Below are 17,321 nucleotides of genomic sequence, written 5' to 3'. Positions count from 1 at the left end.
GGCAGGCGCCGCGCTCAGTCTTCCCCGTAGCGCGGGTCGACCGACTCGGGTGAGAGCCCGAGGAGCTCGGCGACCTGCTCGACCACCACTTCGTGGACGAGCGCGGCCCGTTCGTCCCGCCCCTTGGTGCGGATCTCCACCGGACGCCGGTAGATGACCACGCGCGCGGGACGGTCACCGGAGGCCTCGATCGTGCCGCCCAGCGGCACGACGTCGTCGCTCCAGTCGTCCTCGCCCGCGCCCCCGCCCCGCCCCAGCGCGGGCACCTCGAGCACCAGGAAGTCGATCTCGCTCAGCTGCGGCCAGCGCCGCTCGAGACGTTCCACGGAGTCCTGCACCAGGTCGGTGAAGACCTCGGCGCGGCTGGCGGACAGCGGCACCTGGGGCGGGGCCACGGGTCCGCGCATGCCCCTGCCGTGGCGGTCGCGGCGGCGGGGCCTCGGGTCTGCGGTGCGGGGCTGTACGGGGTCGTCCATCACTGACGAAGAGTAGTCCTCGAGATCGGCGTTTCCGCACAGCTTCCACCGGGCTTCCACACTGCTTGCGTACTGCTTGCGTACTGCTTCGGTGCTGCTTTCGGACGGCGTCCGTGCTGCTTCCGTCCGGCGCGCGGCATGTCGCCCGATGACCATTCCGGCCAGAGTTGGGCCCGATTCCGTATCTCTCCGGGACCGTCGACCTCGCGATGAATGACGGTATTTGCGCCAAGTCGTGACCGGATTCAACACCACCGGTCACTCAAGCCCCTTGTGTCACCGCAGGTCAGTGAGGCGTCGCGGGAGCGTGCGGTGGCGGGGATCACGGCACGACACGGTGGGGTGACCTCGCGGAGAGTCGTCGCGGCCCGCTCAAGAGTGCGGTACCGTCCAACATCGTGAGCCCTGTACGTCGCTGTTCGCGCACCGCTTGCGGCCGTCCCGCCGTCGCGACGCTGACGTACGTCTACGCCGACTCGACCGCGGTCCTCGGCCCCCTCGCCACCTACGCCGAACCCCACTGCTACGACCTCTGTGCCGAGCACTCCGAGCGCCTCACCGCGCCCCGCGGCTGGGAGGTCGTCCGGCTCGCCGACTCCTCCGGTCCGGCCCGCCCCAGCGGTGACGACCTCGAAGCGCTCGCCAACGCGGTGCGTGAGGCGGCCCGCCCGCAGGAGCGCGCCGCGGAGGCCGGTGGCGGCGCACGCAGGGCGGACCCGATGGAGGTCGCGCGCCGCGGCCACCTGCGGGTGCTGCGCTCACCGGATTCCTGAACCGCACCTCTCCTTGCGGAACTGCACCACTCCTTGCTGGATCGCACCTCCCTGCTGAACCCCCTCTCTCCGGAGACCTCTGTCGTTCATCGCTGAACAAGTTCTGCTGTGCGACCCATTGACGTGCCCATGTCGGCCACTCGACCATTCCCCCAGCCGTGAGAGATCACGTTCCGCATCGCGGAATACGGAAATGGAACCGGGGAGCCGCCCGTGTACGTGCAGCAGCTGGAGCCCGTGGCCGATTCGCTCGGCCTGTCCGCCCTCGTCGCGACCCTGCCCCTCCTGACCGTCCTCGTCCTGCTCGGCGCCGTCCGCATGAAGGCCCACCACGCGGGCCTCATCGGCCTCGGCGTCGCCGTCCTCGTCGCCTGGATCGCGTACGGGATGCCGCTCGGCCAGACCGCGTCCGGCGCCGCACAGGGCGCCCTCTTCGGGCTCTTCCCCATCCTGTGGATCGTCGTCAACGCCCTGTGGGTGTACCGAATGACGGTCCGCACCCGGCACTTCGACATCCTGCGCCGCTCCTTCGGCCGGCTCTCGGACGATCCGCGCATCCAGGCGCTCGTCGTGGCCTTCTGCTTCGGGGCGCTCCTGGAGGCGCTCGCCGGCTTCGGGGCGCCCGTCGCGATCTCCGCGGTGATGCTGGTGGCGCTCGGCTTCGACCCGGTGAAGGCCGCCGTCGTCGCCCTGGTGGCCAACACCGCGCCCGTCGCCTTCGGCGCCATGGGCACCCCCGTGGTGACGCTCGCGCAGGTCACCGGGCTTCCGCTGGACACCGTCGCCACGGTCGTCGGCCGCCAGACGCCGCTGCTCGCCCTGGTCGTGCCGCTGCTCCTGGTCTTCCTGGTGGACGGGCGGCGCGGTCTGCGTGAGACCTGGGTGCCCGCCCTGGTGTGCGGATTCGCCTTCGCCGCCGCGCAGTTCGCCGCGTCCAACTACGTCTCGGCCCAGCTGGCCGACATCGGGGCGGCGCTGGCCGGAGCGGGTGCGCTGATGGCGGTGCCCAGCGCGCGCAAGCCCGCCGCGGAGCCCGTACGCGTCGCCGTCCTGACCGGCGCACGCAGCGAGGACCTGGACCAGGAGGACCCGCGTCCCGAGATCCTGCGCGCCTACGCCCCGTACGCCCTGATCGTCGCCATCTTCTCCATCGCTCAGATACCGCCGGTCAAGGATCTTCTCGCCAAGGCGACGCAGACCTTCGACTGGCCCTTCCTGAACGTCGCGGGACCCGACGGGGACCCGGTGAGCGGCAACCTCTTCTCCCTGCCGCTCGTGGCGACGGGCGGGACGCTCGTGCTGCTCGCCGGTGTGGGCACGGCCGCCGTCATCGGGGTGCACGCGCGCGTGGCGGTGCGGGAGTGGCTCGCGACCGTGCACGAACTGCGGTTCGCGATCCTCACCGTGACGTCCGTGCTCGCCCTCGCGTACGTGATGAACCTGTCCGGGCAGGCCGCCACCATCGGCCACTTCGTGGCGGCGGCGGGCGCGGGGCTCGCCTTCCTGTCGCCGGTGCTCGGCTGGTTCGGCGTCGCGGTCTCCGGCTCGGACACCTCGGCCAACGCGCTCTTCGGCGCGCTCCAGGTGACGGCGGCTCAGCAGTCCGGGCTCTCGCCCGAACTGCTCGCCGCCGCCAACAGTTCCGGTGGCGTGCTCGGCAAGATGATCTCCCCGCAGAATCTGACGATCGCGTGCGCGGCGGTCGGACTCGCGGGCAAGGAGGGCGATCTGCTGCGCAAGGTGCTGCCCTGGAGCCTCGGCCTGCTCCTGGTGATGTGCCTGATCGTGGTGGGACAGAGCACGGTGGTGCTCGGCTGGATGCTGCCGTGACCAGAGCCTGACGTCCGGCAGGCGGAGGCTTGACGCCGCTCACAGCTGGTTGTCGGTCGTTGCGGGTAGTTTGGGGTGACCGGCGAGCACTCGCCCGAGTGCTTTCCGAAACCGTGAACTCGCAGAACCTGCAGAGAGGGTTGGCCGTGACTGCTGATCTGTCCCAGATCGTCAAGGCGTACGACGTGCGCGGAGTGGTCCCGGACCAGTGGGACGAGTCGCTCGCCGAGCTGTTCGGCGCCGCCTTCGCGAAGGTGACGGGTGCGGACGCGATCGTGACCGGGCACGACATGCGGCCGTCGTCGCCCGGCCTCTCCCGGGCCTTCGCGCGCGGTGCCGCGGCACTCGGCGTCGACGTCACGGAGATCGGCCTCTGCTCGACGGACCAGCTCTACTACGCGTCGGGTGCGCTGAACCTGCCGGGCGCGATGTTCACGGCCTCGCACAACCCCGCGCAGTACAACGGCATCAAGATGTGCCGTGCGGGCGCTGCCCCGGTCGGCCAGGACACCGGCCTCGCCGACATCCGCGCCCTCGTCGAGGGCTGGGCGGAGACCGGCGCCCCGGAGCCGGGCGCCACGGTAGGCACGCTCACCGAGCGGGACACCCTAAAGGACTACGCGGCGCACCTGCGCGGCCTGGTGGACCTCACCTCGATCCGCCCCCTCAAGGTCGTCGTCGACGCGGGCAACGGCATGGGCGGGCACACCGTCCCGACGGTCTTCGAGGGCCTGCCGCTCACACTCGTACCGATGTACTTCGAGTTGGACGGCACGTTCCCGAACCACGAGGCCAACCCCCTCGACCCGAAGAACATCGTGGACCTGCAGCAGCGGGTGCGCGAGGAGGGCGCCGACCTCGGCATCGCCTTCGACGGCGACGCGGACCGCTGCTTCGTCGTCGACCAGGACGGCGCCCCGGTCTCCCCGTCGGCGATCACCGCCCTGGTCGCCTCGCGCGAACTCGCCCGCAACGGCGGCAAGGGCACGGTCATCCACAACCTCATCACCTCCTGGTCGGTCCCCGAGGTCGTCAAGGAGAACGGCGGCACGCCGGTCCGCACCCGCGTGGGTCACTCCTTCATCAAGGAGGAGATGGCCAAGACGGGCGCGATCTTCGGCGGCGAGCACTCGGCGCACTACTACTTCCGCGACTTCTGGAACGCGGACACGGGCATGCTGGCCGCGCTCCACGTCCTCGCGGCGCTCGGCGGCCAGGACGGCCCCCTGTCGGCGCTCGTCGCGCAGTACGACCGCTATGCGGGCTCCGGCGAGATCAACTCCACGGTCGACGACCAGACGGCCCGCCTCGCCGCGATCAAGGCGAGGTACGCCGGCCAGGAGGGCGTCACCCTCGATGAACTGGACGGCCTCACGGTGACGTCCACGGACTGGTGGTTCAACGTCCGCGCCTCCAACACGGAGCCGCTCCTGCGCCTGAACGTGGAGGCCCGCGACGAGGCAACGATGACGCGGACCCGGGACGAGGCCTTGGGAATCATCCGAGGCTGAGGAACTCGTGAGTGGGGGGCGGCGCCCCCTGTTTGTGGGCAGGCGTTCCGCAGGGCGATGGGGGTCCCCCCGCTCGAACGCAGCTGAGAGTGGGGGAGGGTGGGCACAAACGCCCCGGTCCGCAGACGAGCAGCGAGCGTCGCCCCCACGCGCGGGGGCCCTGGGGCGAAGCCCCGGCCGTACACGCGCAGCAAGGCCCCGGGGCCAGCACAGGCCCAGGGGCCAGCGGTAGGCTGACCAGGCGACATTCTTCGCCCCACCGCTCGAAGGGACCCACCCCATGCCGCTCGAAGCCGGCCTCCTGGAGATCCTCGCCTGCCCGGCCTGCCACGCCCCCCTCAAGGAGGCGGACACAGAGCTGGTCTGCACGGCGCCCGCGAAGGACTGCGGCCTTGCCTACCCCGTCCGCGACGGCATCCCCGTACTCCTCGTCGACGAGGCCCGCCGCCCCGCGTAAGGCCCCGCAAGGCCGCCCGGGGCAGAGCCCCCGTAAGGCCCCGCCAGGCCCCGCGTAACGACAAGTAGTGCGAGCGGCGGCGCCCCCGCCCCGTCGCCCGGCGAATCGGAGGCCCGACCCCATGCTCGACGAATCGCTCCTTGACGCTCCCGAGGCCCTCGCCGTGGCCGACCGGCGTGGCCTCCTCCGGTGCGCCGCGGAGGCAGGCGCCCGCGTCCGCACAGCGGTGCGGCACGCGACGGAGGCCGGGCTCACGCAGCTCAAGCCGGACGGCCGCCCCCGCGCCATCCTGTTCGCGGGGCCCGGCACGGCCGCCGCCTGCGTGGCCGATCTGCTCGGCACCCTCGCGGGCGCCGGCTGCCCCGTGGTCCGCCTCGCCCCCACCGGCGTGGCCCCCGCGGCGGGCGCCCTGCGCTGGGCGCTCCCCGGCTGGGCGGGCCCCCTGGACCTGCTGCTCATCGCCACCCCGGACGGCTCGGAACCGGGCCTCGAACTCCTCGCGGGCCAGGCCTACCGCCGCGGCTGCACGGTCGTGGCCGTTGCCCCCGCCCGCTCCCCGCTCGCGGAGGGCGTCGAGGGCTCACACGGCCTCACGGTCCCGATGGCCACCTCCCCGTACGGGGAGTACGAGACCCCGCACGACGGAGAGCGGGCCTCCGAGGCGTACGAGGCACGTCGCGTGGACGACGAGGCCGCCGCCTCCGCCCCCGCCACCCTCTGGGCCCTGCTCACCCCGCTCCTCATCCTCCTGGACCGCACCGGCCTGATCACCGCACCGGCCGAGACCCTGGAGAAGATCGCCGACCGCCTCGACCACGTCGCGGAACGCTGCGGTCCGGTCGTCGCGACGTACAGCAACCCGGCCAAGACGCTCGCCGCGGAACTCGACGAGACCCTCCCGGTGATCTGGACCGAGGGCGGACTCGCGGGCCCCGTGGGCCGCCGTTTCGCCGCGGGCCTCGCCGAACTCGCCGGGCACCCCGCGGTCGCGGGTGAACTGCCCGAGTCCCTTCCCGCGCACGGCGCCCTGCTCGCAAGCAACCTCGCTTCGAGCGGCGGGGACGACGGCGACGACTTCTTCCGCGACCGCGTCGAGGAACCCCAGCAGCTGCGGGCCCGCGTCGTCCTGCTCCGCGACCGCCCGGTGGACGCCGGAGGCCTCAGCGCGGCGCCCGCGGCCCGCGAGCTCGCCCACGGCCACGACATCGCGATCAGCGAGCTCGAACCGGAGGACGGCGACGACCTGGAGACCCTCGCCGAGCTGATCGCCGTCACGGATTTCGCCGCCGTTTACCTGGCGCTCGCCCCGAGGGACCGATCATGACCACAGCACGGCCATGACCCGGGACGCAGCACCGCACCGCATGGCCCCGCCTCGCCCGCACCGCGTACGTACGTAAGGGAGAACCCCTCCGTGGACCGCCTCACCAACACCATCCGCCCCTACGCCTGGGGTTCCACCACCGCCATCGCGGAACTCATCGGCGTCGAGCCGACCGGTGAACCGCAGGCCGAGATGTGGATGGGCGCCCACCCCGGCGCGCCCTCGCGCACCGGACGCGGTCCGCTCGACAAGGTGATCGACGAGAACCCGGGGCAGGAGCTCGGCCGGGCGGCCGTCGCCAGGTTCGGCCCCCGCCTGCCCTTCCTCCTCAAGCTCCTCGCCGCGGGCGCTCCGCTCTCCCTCCAGGTCCATCCCGACCTGGAGCAGGCGAGGGAGGGCTACGAGGACGAGGAGGAGCGCGGCGTCCCGATCGACGCCCCGCACCGCAACTACAAGGACGCCAACCACAAGCCCGAACTGATCTGCGCCCTGACGGAGTTCGACGGCCTCTGCGGCTTCCGCGATCCCGTCGAGGCCGCCGGCATGCTGGCCGGCCTTGGCGTCGACTCCCTGAAGCCGTACGTCGACCTGCTGCACGCCAAGCCCGAGGACGGCGCGCTGCGCGAGGTCCTGACGGCCGTCCTGACCGCGGACCCGGATGAGATGGCGGCAACCGTCACCGAGGTCACCGACGCGGCCCAGCGGCTCGGAGGTGCCTACGCCCCGTACGCGGGCATCGCGCGGCACTACCCCGGTGACCCCGGCGTCATCGCGGCGATGCTCCTCAACCACGTCCGACTGCAGCCCGGCGAGGCCCTGTTCCTCGGCGCCGGAGTCCCGCACGCCTACCTCGACGGCCTCGGCGTCGAGATCATGGCGAACTCGGACAACGTGCTGCGCTGCGGCCTGACGCCCAAGCACGTCGACGTACCCGAACTCCTGCGCATCGTCCGGTTCGAGCCGACCGTCCCGGGCGTCCTGCGCCCCGAGGCAACGCCCGACGGCGAAGAGGTCTACGAAACCCCGATCGACGAGTTCCGCCTCTCCCGCTTCGTCCTGCCCGAGGGCGCGGCGCCGCACGACCTCACCGCCGCCACCCCGCAGATCCTGCTCTGCGTCGCGGGCTCCGTGAACGTGGGCGACGCCGGCGAACTCACGCCCGGCGAGTCCGTGTTCGTCCCCGCGGACGAAAAGGCCGAAGTGTCCGGAGTCGGCACGCTCTTCCGTGCCACTGTGGTGGCCTGACTCACCACCGGCGCCTCGTGCTGCAACAATGACCCACCGCAAAGGCCGGGCAAAGCGGCAGTGGACAACAACGTACGCAGGCGAAGGGACAACGGGCACACATGAGCGCGTCAGGCGGAACAAAGGCGATTGTCGCGGCACTTGTCGCGAACCTCGCGATCGCGGTGGCGAAGTTCGTCGCGTTCATCTTCAGTGGATCGTCGTCGATGCTCGCCGAGAGCGTGCACTCGCTCGCGGACTCGGGCAACCAGGGGCTGCTGCTCCTCGGCGGCAAGAAAGCGCAACGTGAAGCGACCCCCCAACACCCCTTCGGGTATGGGCGCGAGCGCTACATCTATGCCTTCCTGGTCTCCATCGTGCTCTTCTCGGTCGGCGGCATGTTCGCGATCTACGAGGGCTACGAGAAGATCAAGCACCCGCACGAGATCGAGCACTGGTACTGGCCGGTCGGCGTCCTGGTCTTCGCGATCATCGCCGAGGCCTTCTCGTTCCGTACGGCGATCAAGGAGTCGAACCTCACCCGCGGCAACCTCACGTGGACGCAGTTCGTCCGCCGCGCGAAGGCCCCCGAGCTGCCGGTCGTGCTCCTGGAGGACCTCGGCGCGCTAGTCGGTCTGATCCTGGCCCTGGTCGGCGTGAGCCTCGCGCTCGCGACGGGCGACGGCGTCTGGGACGGCATCGGCACGCTCTGCATCGGCGTCCTGCTCATCCTGATCGCGATCATCCTCGCCGCTGAGACCAAGTCCCTGCTCCTGGGTGAGGCCGCGGGCACGGAAGAGGTCGAGAAGATCGAGAAGGCCCTGGTCGACGGCGACACGGTCACCCGCGTCATCCACATGCGCACGCTGCACCTCGGCCCCGAGGAGCTGCTCGTCGCCGCCAAGATCGCCGTCCAGCAGAACGAGACGGCCGCCGAGGTGGCCGCCGCCATCAACGCAGCCGAGGAGCGCATCCGCGCCGCGGTCCCGATCGCCCGCGTGATCTACCTGGAGCCGGACATCTACAGCGAGACGGCGGCCGCCGCGGGCACCAACCCGGCGAAGTCGCCGGGCGCCCACTGACCTTCCGCCACTCCCGTACGCAGTCGGGGCCCCGCACCGTGCAGGTGCGGGGCCCCGACTGCGTACATGGACCGGCTGCGGGTCAGCGCACCTCGCGCAGCACCTCAAGGACGGCCGCCTCGTCGGGCGCGGCCTCGAGCCGCTCCCGGAAGCCGGTGTCCATCAGCTTGCGCGAGAGGAGCGCGAGAATCCGCAGGTGCTCGTCGCCCGCTGCGGCCTCCGGCACGGAGATCATGAAGATCAGCTTGGCCTTCGTACCGTCGAGCGCACCCCACTCGATGCCCTCCGCCGAGCGCGCGAACCCGACGACCGGCGAGGTCACCGCGTCGGTCTTGGCGTGCGGGATGGCGATCTCCTCGCCGAGCCCCGTGGTGCCCTGGGCCTCGCGGCGCAGGGCAGTCGCCACGAGCTCCTCGACGTCGTTCACCTTGCCGGTGGTGGCGAGGAGGTTCGCCATCTCGCGGATCGCGGAGTCCTTGTCGGCGGAGTCGAGCCGGACCTTCACGGTCTGCTCGGTGAGATAGCCGGAGAGGACTTCGTCGTCCTCCGTATCCTCCGTGGCGTCCTCCTCGGCGGGAGAGGCGGCAGGCGCTGCTGCGGCCTTCTGCGGGGCCACGGACGCCCCGGAACCGACGGCTCCGGCACCCGCACCCACGCCCGCGCCCGCGAGCACCGGCTCAGGACCGCCCGGCACGTCGACGACGGGTGCCCCGCGCCGCTTGCGCTCGCTGATGTCGACCAGGGTGACCGTCGTCAGGGCGGTGACGACGGCACCGATGGCGACGGCGATGAAGAACATCGGTACGCCACCGATGGCCCCCAGGACCGCCACGATCGGCCCGCCGTGCGGCACGGCGTCCTCGACGCCCGCCTGCCCGGCAATCGCACCGGCGACGGCGCCGCCGAGCATGTTCGCGGGGATGACCTGCGCGGGCCGCGCGGCCGCGAAGGGGATCGCTCCCTCCGAGATGCCGAAGAAGCCCATGAACAGGGCGGCGAGACCGGTCTCCCGTTCCTGCTCGTTGTAGAGCCGCTTACGGATCAGCGTCGCGAGCCCCTGGCCGAGCGGCATGACCGGGATCGCCGCGGCGCACATGCCCATGACGGTCTGGTTGCCGGTCGCGATGAGCCCCGCGCCGAACAGGAAAGCCGTCTTGTTGACCGGCCCGCCCATGTCGAACGCGATCATGAGCCCGAGAATCGCGCCGAGCAGGATCGCGCTGGTCCCGGTCATGCCGCTGAGCCAGCTGGTCAGATGCTCGAAGACCCACGAGATCGGCTTCCCGATCACGTAGATGAAGAACAGACCGAGTGCCGTCGTCGAGATGATGGGGATCACGATGATCGGCATGATCGGCTGGGCGAACTTCGGGACCTTGACCTTCTTGATCCACAGCACCAGATAACCGGCGAGGAAGCCGGTCACGATGGCCCCGATGAAGCCGGCGCCCGCCTTCGAGTCGTACAGCTCGCCGGTGTTGGCGATCCAGCCGCCGATCATGCCGGGCACGAGCGCGGGCCGGTCGCCGATCGCATACGCGATATAGCCGGAGAGGATGGGCACCATCAGCGTGAAGCCGATGGTCCCGATCTGGTTGACGTGCATCCAGAACGAGTCGTCGGGGATGACGAGCCCGCCCTTGGGGTCGGTGTGCCCGCCGAGCGACAGCGAGATCGCGATCAGCAGCCCGCCGACCACGACGAACGGAATCATGTACGAGACGCCGTTCATCAGCGCCTTGTACGCGAGACTCCGCTCCTTGCCGCCTCCGCCGCCGCCTCCGGTCGAGGCCGCTTCGGCGGACCCTCCGCCTCCGCCTCCGCCGTGCACGGGCGCGCTCTGCACCTGCTCGATCAGCTGTTCAGGGCGGCTGATGCCCTCGGACACGCCGACGGACAGCACGCGCTTGCCGACGAAGCGGCCGCGGTCGACGTCCTTGTCCGCGGCGATGATGATGCCGTCAGCGTCCCTGACATCGTTGTCAGTCAAGACGTTCTCGGCACCGATGGAGCCCTGCGTCTCCACCTTCATGTCGATGCCGAGGCTCTCCGCGGCCTGCGAGAGCTTCTCCGCCGCCATGTACGTGTGGGCGATACCGGTCGGACAGGCGGTCACGGCGAGCAACTTGAGCTTCTTCGGCTCGCCGCTGCTCCCGCCTATGGGGGGATCGGCCGGATGGGTCACGTGGATCTCCTAACGCCTTCAACGCCTTCGTCAAACAAGATCGCGCAAATGTTCCCGATCTCAAGGCATCCTGCAACACGCGGGCGCAGGTTCAAAAGCGCAAAGGTCCCGAATGGGCGGGTCTGTCGCCCTGTCCCTGGTCCTGCCCGCGGCTGCCCCGCCCGCGTACGCCCCGGGCGCGCCCCGGGGAGGCGGGCTGGGGCTCGCTGGGCCAATCGGTGTAGCTTTGTGACCGAGCCAGACGTCGCTGCTGATGGCGGTCGGGCGGTGCCTCTACGGGCGCCGTCCGAGGGAGAGAGGGCCTCCGACGGACTGCGCTGCTGCGCACCGGTGCTCTTCTGTGCCGTTGTCGCAGGTCAGCCATGTCCACCCACCCTCGATCAATCCCACGAGGAGCAGCTCGCCCATGACGACACTCATCAACGGCCAGGACTTCAAGGTCGCCGATCTCTCCCTGGCCGAATTCGGCCGCAAGGAGATCACCCTCGCCGAGCACGAGATGCCCGGCCTGATGTCGATCCGCAAGGAATTCGCCGCCACCCAGCCGCTCGCCGGTGCCCGCATCATGGGCTCGCTGCACATGACCGTGCAGACCGCCGTCCTCATCGAGACCCTGGTCGCCCTCGGCGCCGAGGTCCGCTGGGTCTCCTGCAACATCTTCTCGACCCAGGACCACGCGGCCGCGGCCATCGCCGTCGGCCCGAACGGCACCCCGGACAACCCCCAGGGCATCCCCGTCTTCGCCTGGAAGGGCGAGACCCTGGAGGAGTACTGGTGGTGCACGGAGCAGGCGCTGACCTGGCCGAACACCCCCACCGGCGGCCCGAACATGATCCTGGACGACGGTGGCGACGCCACCCTCCTCGTCCACAAGGGCGTCGAGTACGAGAAGGCCGGCAAGGTCCCCTCCGAGGACACCGCCGAGTCGGACGAGCACCGCGTCATCCTGCAGCTCCTCAACCGCACCATCACCGAGGGCTCGCAGAAGTGGACCCAGCTCGCCTCGGAGATCCGCGGCGTGACCGAGGAGACCACGACGGGCGTCCACCGCCTGTACGAGATGCACCGTGACGGCACCCTGCTCTTCCCGGCGATCAACGTGAACGACGCCGTGACGAAGTCGAAGTTCGACAACAAGTACGGCTGCCGCCACTCCCTGATCGACGGCATCAACCGCGCCACGGACGTCCTGATCGGCGGCAAGACCGCTCTCGTCTGCGGTTACGGCGATGTCGGCAAGGGCTGTGCCGAGTCGCTGCGCGGCCAGGGCGCGCGCGTGATCATCACCGAGGTCGACCCGATCTGCGCCCTGCAGGCGGCGATGGACGGTTTCCAGGTCACGACGCTGGACGAGGTCGTCGACAAGGTCGACATCTTCGTCACCACGACCGGCAACAAGGACATCATCATGGCCTCGGACATGGCCAAGATGAAGCACCAGGCGATCGTCGGGAACATCGGCCACTTCGACAACGAGATCGACATGGCCGGTCTCGCGCAGATTCCCGGGATCGTGAAGGACGAGGTCAAGCCGCAGGTCCACACGTGGACGTTCCCCGACGGCAAGGTCCTCATCGTCCTCTCCGAGGGCCGCCTGCTGAACCTGGGCAACGCGACGGGCCACCCGTCCTTCGTGATGTCCAACTCCTTCGCGGACCAGACCCTGGCCCAGATCGAGCTGTTCACCAAGCAGGAGGAGTACCCGACCGACGTCTACGTCCTGCCGAAGCACCTGGACGAGAAGGTCGCCCGCCTCCACCTGGACTCGCTCGGCGTCAAGCTCACGACGCTGCGCCCCGAGCAGGCCGCGTACATCGGCGTAGAGGTAGAGGGCCCGTACAAGCCGGACCACTACCGCTACTGAGCAGCCCGCCGGCCCACACCCCCGGCACCCGCTCAACCGCAGGCCCTCGCCCTCCCGGCGGGGGCCTGCCCCGTGGCCGCCCACAACCACCAAGCCCCGGCCTCTGCCCCTCCACGGGCCAGACACGCCCCCCAAACCGGCCCGCACAGGCAGCGCAGGCCACCGAGACCCAGCCTCCACCCTCCGACGGAGCCGGGCACGGCTCCATGAATTGGCACCGCGCAGGCCGCAGGGGCCAGCCAAGGCCCAGCCCACCGGGCCGGGTACGGCTCCCCAAACCGGCGCCGTGCAGGCCGCCGAGACCAGCCGCGGCCCGGCCTCTGCCCTCCCGCTGGGCCGGGCACGGCCGCCCGAAGCGGCTCCGCGCAGGCCGGAGGCCGCCCATGGAGCAGCCTCTGTCCTCCCACTGGGCCCGGGTACGGCTCCATGAATCGGCACCGTGCAGGCCGCAGGGGCCAGCCGAGGCCCAGCCCTGGACCGGCGCCGTGCAGGCCGCGGAGACCGCCCATGGAGCAGCCTCTGCCCTCCCACTGGGCCCGGGTACGGCGCCATGAATTGGCACCGCGCAGGCCGGGGAGACCAGCCAAGGCCAGCCCACTGGGCCGGGTACGGCTCCCTGGACCGGCGCCGTGCAGGCCGCGGAGACCAGCCGCGGCCCGGCCTCTGCCCTCCGACTGCGTTGAGCATGGCTCCCTGAAGCGGCATCGCAGAGGTCGCGGAGACCGCCAGGGCCCGGCCTCTGCCCTCCCGCTGGGCCGGGCACGGCCGCCTGAAGCGGCACCGGTTAGGCAGCGGAGGCCGCCGAGGCCCAGCCTCCGCCCTCCGACGGGGCCGGGCACGGCGCCATGAATTGGCACCGCGCAGGCCGGAGGCCGCCCATCGAGCAGCCTCTGTCCTCCCATTGGGCCGGGTACGGCTCCCTGAAGCGGCACCGCGCAGGTCGCGGAGACCGGCCAGGGCTCAGCCTCTCCCCTCCCACCGGGCCGGGTACGGCTCCCCAAACCGGCGCCGTGCAGGACACGGAGGACGCCCATGGAGCAGCCGTCGCCCCCTACTACGGGACAGCCAGCCGCCGTTCTTGCGGCTGCGGAAGGCAGGTCTGCAAACCGGCGTCCATCGAGACGGCATCGGTCCGGATCAGCAGGTCGTCGTGGAACGGGGAACCGCTCGTGACGAACGTCCACGGCCTCCTGCCCTCGCGCCACCACTCGGCATCGGCCTTGAACACCCCGTGCCCCTTGCTCTGCCAACACTTCATGACGCGCCGCGCACTACCCCCACCGTCAGCCTCCCTCGCGCCGCCCCTCGAACAGTCGGCGAAGCCAGGCGCCCGGTACCCGCAGGCCAAGCATCACGACTGACCTACCGTGGAGTTCGGGGCGAGCCGAGAGACCCTCACGGCCCGCAGTCCACCGACAGCAGCAGCCCACCCGGCCCAGCACTGACCCACAGTTGCTCCGGCTCCGGGACGAGAACCCGCCCCCGACAAGGACCGAGCCCCATGCCCCGCGGCCACTATTCGCTCCACGATCCGCACGACCACACCCCCCTCGGTGAAGAACACTTCCACTGCGCGCCCGGCCCCTCCGGCTGGCGCTACGTATCCCAGCGGACCGCGCCCTCAGGCGAGCCCACCGGCTCCGTCGACCTGGCCCTCGACGAACTCGGCCGCCCCATCCGCCTCGAACTGCACGCGGGGGACTGGCAGATCCGCGCCGCGGCGATCGACGGCGTCACCTGGGTACGCACCGACCCCACCGGCACCCACGCCACCGAGGACAACGCCCCCGCCCACGCCTTCACCGGCACATCCCCCGCTTTCCTCGTCGCCACCACACGCCTGCTGCGCCTCACCCCCGGTTCCCCCGCGACCCGCGTCCGCCTCGTCGCCTTCACCGACCCGGTCCTCGCCCCCCGCACCCTCGACCAGTCCTGGGCCCTGCTGAAAAGCGAAGCACACGCCACTGACAACGGCCCGCTGATCGTGGACGAATACCAGGTCACAGCCTTGGACACCGGCGAGCAGCACGCCATCCACATCGCCGGCGACGTCGTCCTCTCCGCCCCTGGCACGGAGCTCGAGAACCTCGAATCCCCGCCCTCGACGTTCGCCTGACCCCACCCGCCCTACGTGGGCGGCACGAACCCGGTGCCCGGAGGCGCCGCCTCCGCACCCTCCTGCCGCACGGCTGGCGGCACATCACGCGCCTTCTGCCCGACCGCGGACCCCTCCGGACGAGCCGGGTAGGCCGGGTCAGCCGACTGAGGATGGGGCGCCGGGGGAGGCGGCGCCGCGTAGGCCGCCCCGGCAGCAGGCACGGCACCCCCGCCACCGAACGCCCGCCGAGCGTCCCGCGCCTGCCGCTCATGCACGACCGCCGCCAGGTACGCCGCCGGCGGAACACCCTGCGGAGCCGGCGCCCCCGTACGTTCCGCGAGATCCCCGGCAAGACGCTCGGCCATCGTCCAGCCCACCTGCGGATCCAACTGCCCCATGCGCGTCAGGTACTGCCTGATCGCGAGCCACAGCCCCTCAGGCACCCCGGACAGATCGAGCCCTGAGAAGCGCCCCGCGAGCCAAGGCGGCGGCGGAGGGATGAAGGGCGTCTGCCCGGTCGGCACCCGCTCCCGCACGACGAGCGTCCCCGCGAACACATCCCCGAGCCGCCGCCCCCGCGCCGACACCAGCGAGGCAATACAGGCGACGACCCCGAACGTCAGCAGAATCTCGACGACCCCCACCGCACCCCGCACCAACGCGTGGCGGAAACGAATAGGCCCCCCGTCGTCCCGCACCACCCGCAGTCCGCACGCCATCTTCCCCAGCGACCGCCCATGGCTGAGCGTCTCCACCGCGATCGGCCCGCCCACCAGGATCAGCACGAAGCTCGCCACGGCGACCGCCGCGGCCGCCGCATCGTCCAACGAGGACGTAGAGGCCACGATCGCCACAGTCACCCCCAGGTAGACCGCCCAGGCCACCACCAGGTCGATCAGTACGGCGAGCCCACGACTCGGCAGTTTCGCCGGGCGCAGCTCAAGAGCCACCGCCTCGCCCGTCACCAGCTCACTCACGCCAGCCGCCCTTCCCTGCCCTGCCGTCGGAACCGCCAGTCTGCCAAGCTGAGGCAGCATCGCGCCGCAGTACGAGGAGCAGCCACCTGATGGACCTCGACGTCTTCGTCTCCGCCCACCGAGCAGAGTGGGACCGACTCGACGCCCTGCTGCGCCGCCGGCGCCGCCTGAACGGAGCCGAGGCCGACGAACTCGTCGCCCTCTACCAACGCACCGCCACCCACCTCTCCCTCATCCAGTCCAGTGCCCCGGACCCACAGCTCACCGGCCGTCTGACCCAACTCGTGGCACGCGCGCGTAGTGCGGTGACAGGCACCCGCCGAGCTTCCTGGCGCGACGCCACACGCTTCCTGAGCCACGGTTTCCCGGCAGCGGTCTACCGCTCCCGCCACTGGTGGGTCCCCACGGCCCTCCTCTCCACAGTCCTCGCGGCCGTCATCGGCTGGTGGATCGCCACGCACCCCGAAGTCCAGTCCTCCATCGCGGCCCCCGGCGAACTGCGCGAGCTGACCCGCCCCGGCGGGGAGTACGAGACGTACTACTCGAGCCACCCGGCAGCATCGTTCGCGGCCCAGGTCTGGACGAACAACGCCCAAGCAGCCGCCATGTGCCTGGTCCTGGGCGCCTTCCTCTGCTTCCCCGTCATCTGGATCCTCTTCCAGAACATGCTGAACCTGGGAGTAGGCATTGGCCTGATGTCCGACGCCGGCCGCCTGGACACCTTCCTCGGCCTGGTCCTCCCGCACGGCCTCCTGGAACTGACGGCGGTCTTCGTGGCCGCCGGTACGGGCCTGCGCCTCGGCTGGACCGTCATCGACCCGGGCCCGCGCTCACGCCGAACAGCCCTCGCCGAAGAGGGAAGAGCCGCCCTGGGCATGGCGGTGGGCTTGGCCCTGGTCCTGTTCATCTCCGGTGCCATCGAAGGCTTCGTGACGCCCTCGGGCCTGCCGACCTGGGCCCGCATCAGCATCGGCATCGCCGCTGAACTGGCCTTCCTCGCCTACGTCTACGTACTGGGCGGCAGGGCGGCACGTGCCGGTGCCACAGGTGACCTGGACCCTGCCGAACGCAGCGCCACGGTCCCCGTCGCAGCCTGATGTGCGTCCGCCCCTGCTGAGCTGCTAGTGTCCTCGACGCCCCAGAAAAACCGTTGACACGGAAGGACTGGGGAGGTAGATTCGAACAGTTGCCTAGAGCTGGACAAGTCCAGTGGCGGCAGTTAATATCTGCCTGCTTCTTGATTCTCATAAGCCGAGAAGCCGCACCCGATAAATCGGAAACTCCAGCCGGCAAGACCGGCCGAAAACTTCTGATAAAGTCGGACTCGCCGGAAAGGGAAACGCGAAAGCCGAAAGGCCGGAGCGGGAACCGGAAAGGCACCGAGGAAATCGGACACGAAAGAGTCTGATAGAGTCGGAAACGCAAGACAGCAAGACAAAATGAAACACCGAAGGGAAGCGCCCGGAGGAAAGCCCGAGAGGGTGAGTACAAAGGAAGCGTCCGTTCCTTGAGAACTCAAC

14 protein-coding genes are annotated in these 17,321 nt (G+C 70.6%); 10 read left to right on the top strand and 4 right to left on the bottom strand.

Features of this window, described 5'->3' with window-relative positions; translation table 11 throughout:
* Nucleotides 1-14: 14 nt before the first annotated feature.
* Nucleotides 15-476, bottom strand: a complete 462-nt coding sequence (locus ACZ5U5_RS21115) for a metallopeptidase family protein (protein ID WP_453449127.1) — start codon at nucleotides 474-476, stop codon at nucleotides 15-17.
* A gap of 395 nt (nucleotides 477-871) precedes the next feature.
* On the opposite strand from ACZ5U5_RS21115, the gene ACZ5U5_RS21110 reads away from it, so the two are divergent.
* The 7 genes from ACZ5U5_RS21110 to ACZ5U5_RS21080 all read left to right on the top strand — a co-directional run bounded on the left by ACZ5U5_RS21110 (nucleotide 872) and on the right by ACZ5U5_RS21080 (nucleotide 8,677).
* On the top strand, nucleotides 872-1,249 hold the full coding sequence (locus tag ACZ5U5_RS21110) for a DUF3499 domain-containing protein (protein ID WP_363211956.1): 378 nt from the start codon (nucleotides 872-874) through the stop codon (nucleotides 1,247-1,249).
* 213 nt (nucleotides 1,250-1,462) lie between these two features.
* Nucleotides 1,463-3,079: an L-lactate permease gene (locus ACZ5U5_RS21105; RefSeq protein WP_469023824.1), complete on the top strand. Its 1,617-nt coding sequence runs from the start codon at nucleotides 1,463-1,465 to the stop codon at nucleotides 3,077-3,079.
* 146 nt (nucleotides 3,080-3,225) lie between these two features.
* The gene (locus ACZ5U5_RS21100; RefSeq protein ID WP_469023822.1) at nucleotides 3,226-4,590 is read left to right on the top strand and encodes a phosphomannomutase/phosphoglucomutase; all 1,365 of its coding nucleotides are present in this window, start codon (nucleotides 3,226-3,228) and stop codon (nucleotides 4,588-4,590) included.
* Between the two features lie 280 nt (nucleotides 4,591-4,870).
* Nucleotides 4,871-5,047, top strand: a complete 177-nt coding sequence (locus tag ACZ5U5_RS21095) for a Trm112 family protein (protein WP_363211587.1) — start codon at nucleotides 4,871-4,873, stop codon at nucleotides 5,045-5,047.
* A 121-nt stretch (nucleotides 5,048-5,168) separates the two neighbouring features.
* Nucleotides 5,169-6,371, top strand: a complete 1,203-nt coding sequence (locus ACZ5U5_RS21090; RefSeq protein ID WP_469023819.1) for an SIS domain-containing protein — start codon at nucleotides 5,169-5,171, stop codon at nucleotides 6,369-6,371.
* 90 nt (nucleotides 6,372-6,461) lie between these two features.
* Entirely contained in the window at nucleotides 6,462-7,616 is a 1,155-nt protein-coding gene (gene manA, locus ACZ5U5_RS21085; protein ID WP_469023817.1) for a mannose-6-phosphate isomerase, class I, read from the top strand.
* Nucleotides 7,617-7,717: 101 nt separating this feature from the next.
* Nucleotides 7,718-8,677, top strand: a complete 960-nt coding sequence (locus ACZ5U5_RS21080) for a cation diffusion facilitator family transporter (RefSeq protein WP_469023814.1) — start codon at nucleotides 7,718-7,720, stop codon at nucleotides 8,675-8,677.
* A gap of 82 nt (nucleotides 8,678-8,759) precedes the next feature.
* On the opposite strand, the gene ACZ5U5_RS21075 is transcribed toward ACZ5U5_RS21080, so the two are convergent.
* On the bottom strand, nucleotides 8,760-10,862 hold the full coding sequence (locus ACZ5U5_RS21075) for a fructose-specific PTS transporter subunit EIIC (protein WP_469023812.1): 2,103 nt from the start codon (nucleotides 10,860-10,862) through the stop codon (nucleotides 8,760-8,762).
* A gap of 406 nt (nucleotides 10,863-11,268) precedes the next feature.
* Between ACZ5U5_RS21075 and ahcY the strand changes: the two genes are divergently transcribed.
* On the top strand, nucleotides 11,269-12,726 hold the full coding sequence (ahcY, locus tag ACZ5U5_RS21070) for an adenosylhomocysteinase (protein WP_469023809.1): 1,458 nt from the start codon (nucleotides 11,269-11,271) through the stop codon (nucleotides 12,724-12,726).
* A gap of 1,054 nt (nucleotides 12,727-13,780) precedes the next feature.
* Here the strand turns inward: ahcY and ACZ5U5_RS21065 are convergent.
* Nucleotides 13,781-13,954 carry a hypothetical protein gene (locus ACZ5U5_RS21065; protein WP_469023806.1) on the bottom strand — a complete coding sequence of 58 codons (174 nt, stop codon included), beginning with the start codon at nucleotides 13,952-13,954 and terminating at the stop codon, nucleotides 13,781-13,783.
* Between the two features lie 273 nt (nucleotides 13,955-14,227).
* Between ACZ5U5_RS21065 and ACZ5U5_RS21060 the strand changes: the two genes are divergently transcribed.
* The gene (locus ACZ5U5_RS21060; protein ID WP_365821157.1) at nucleotides 14,228-14,842 is read left to right on the top strand and encodes a hypothetical protein; all 615 of its coding nucleotides are present in this window, start codon (nucleotides 14,228-14,230) and stop codon (nucleotides 14,840-14,842) included.
* An 11-nt stretch (nucleotides 14,843-14,853) separates the two neighbouring features.
* Here ACZ5U5_RS21060 and ACZ5U5_RS21055 read toward each other — a convergent pair whose 3' ends face one another.
* Nucleotides 14,854-15,801 carry an RDD family protein gene (locus ACZ5U5_RS21055; protein WP_469023804.1) on the bottom strand — a complete coding sequence of 316 codons (948 nt, stop codon included), beginning with the start codon at nucleotides 15,799-15,801 and terminating at the stop codon, nucleotides 14,854-14,856.
* A gap of 89 nt (nucleotides 15,802-15,890) precedes the next feature.
* On the opposite strand from ACZ5U5_RS21055, the gene ACZ5U5_RS21050 reads away from it, so the two are divergent.
* Nucleotides 15,891-16,898, top strand: coding sequence for a stage II sporulation protein M (locus ACZ5U5_RS21050; RefSeq protein ID WP_469023801.1), 1,008 nt, complete (start codon nucleotides 15,891-15,893; stop codon nucleotides 16,896-16,898).
* The last annotated feature ends 423 nt before the right edge of the window (nucleotides 16,899-17,321 follow it).

The organism is Streptomyces sp. NPDC033177 (assembly GCF_055577715.1).
The sequence above is the reverse complement of the archived record's forward strand: the minus strand, read 5'-3'. Positions and strand labels throughout refer to the sequence as shown.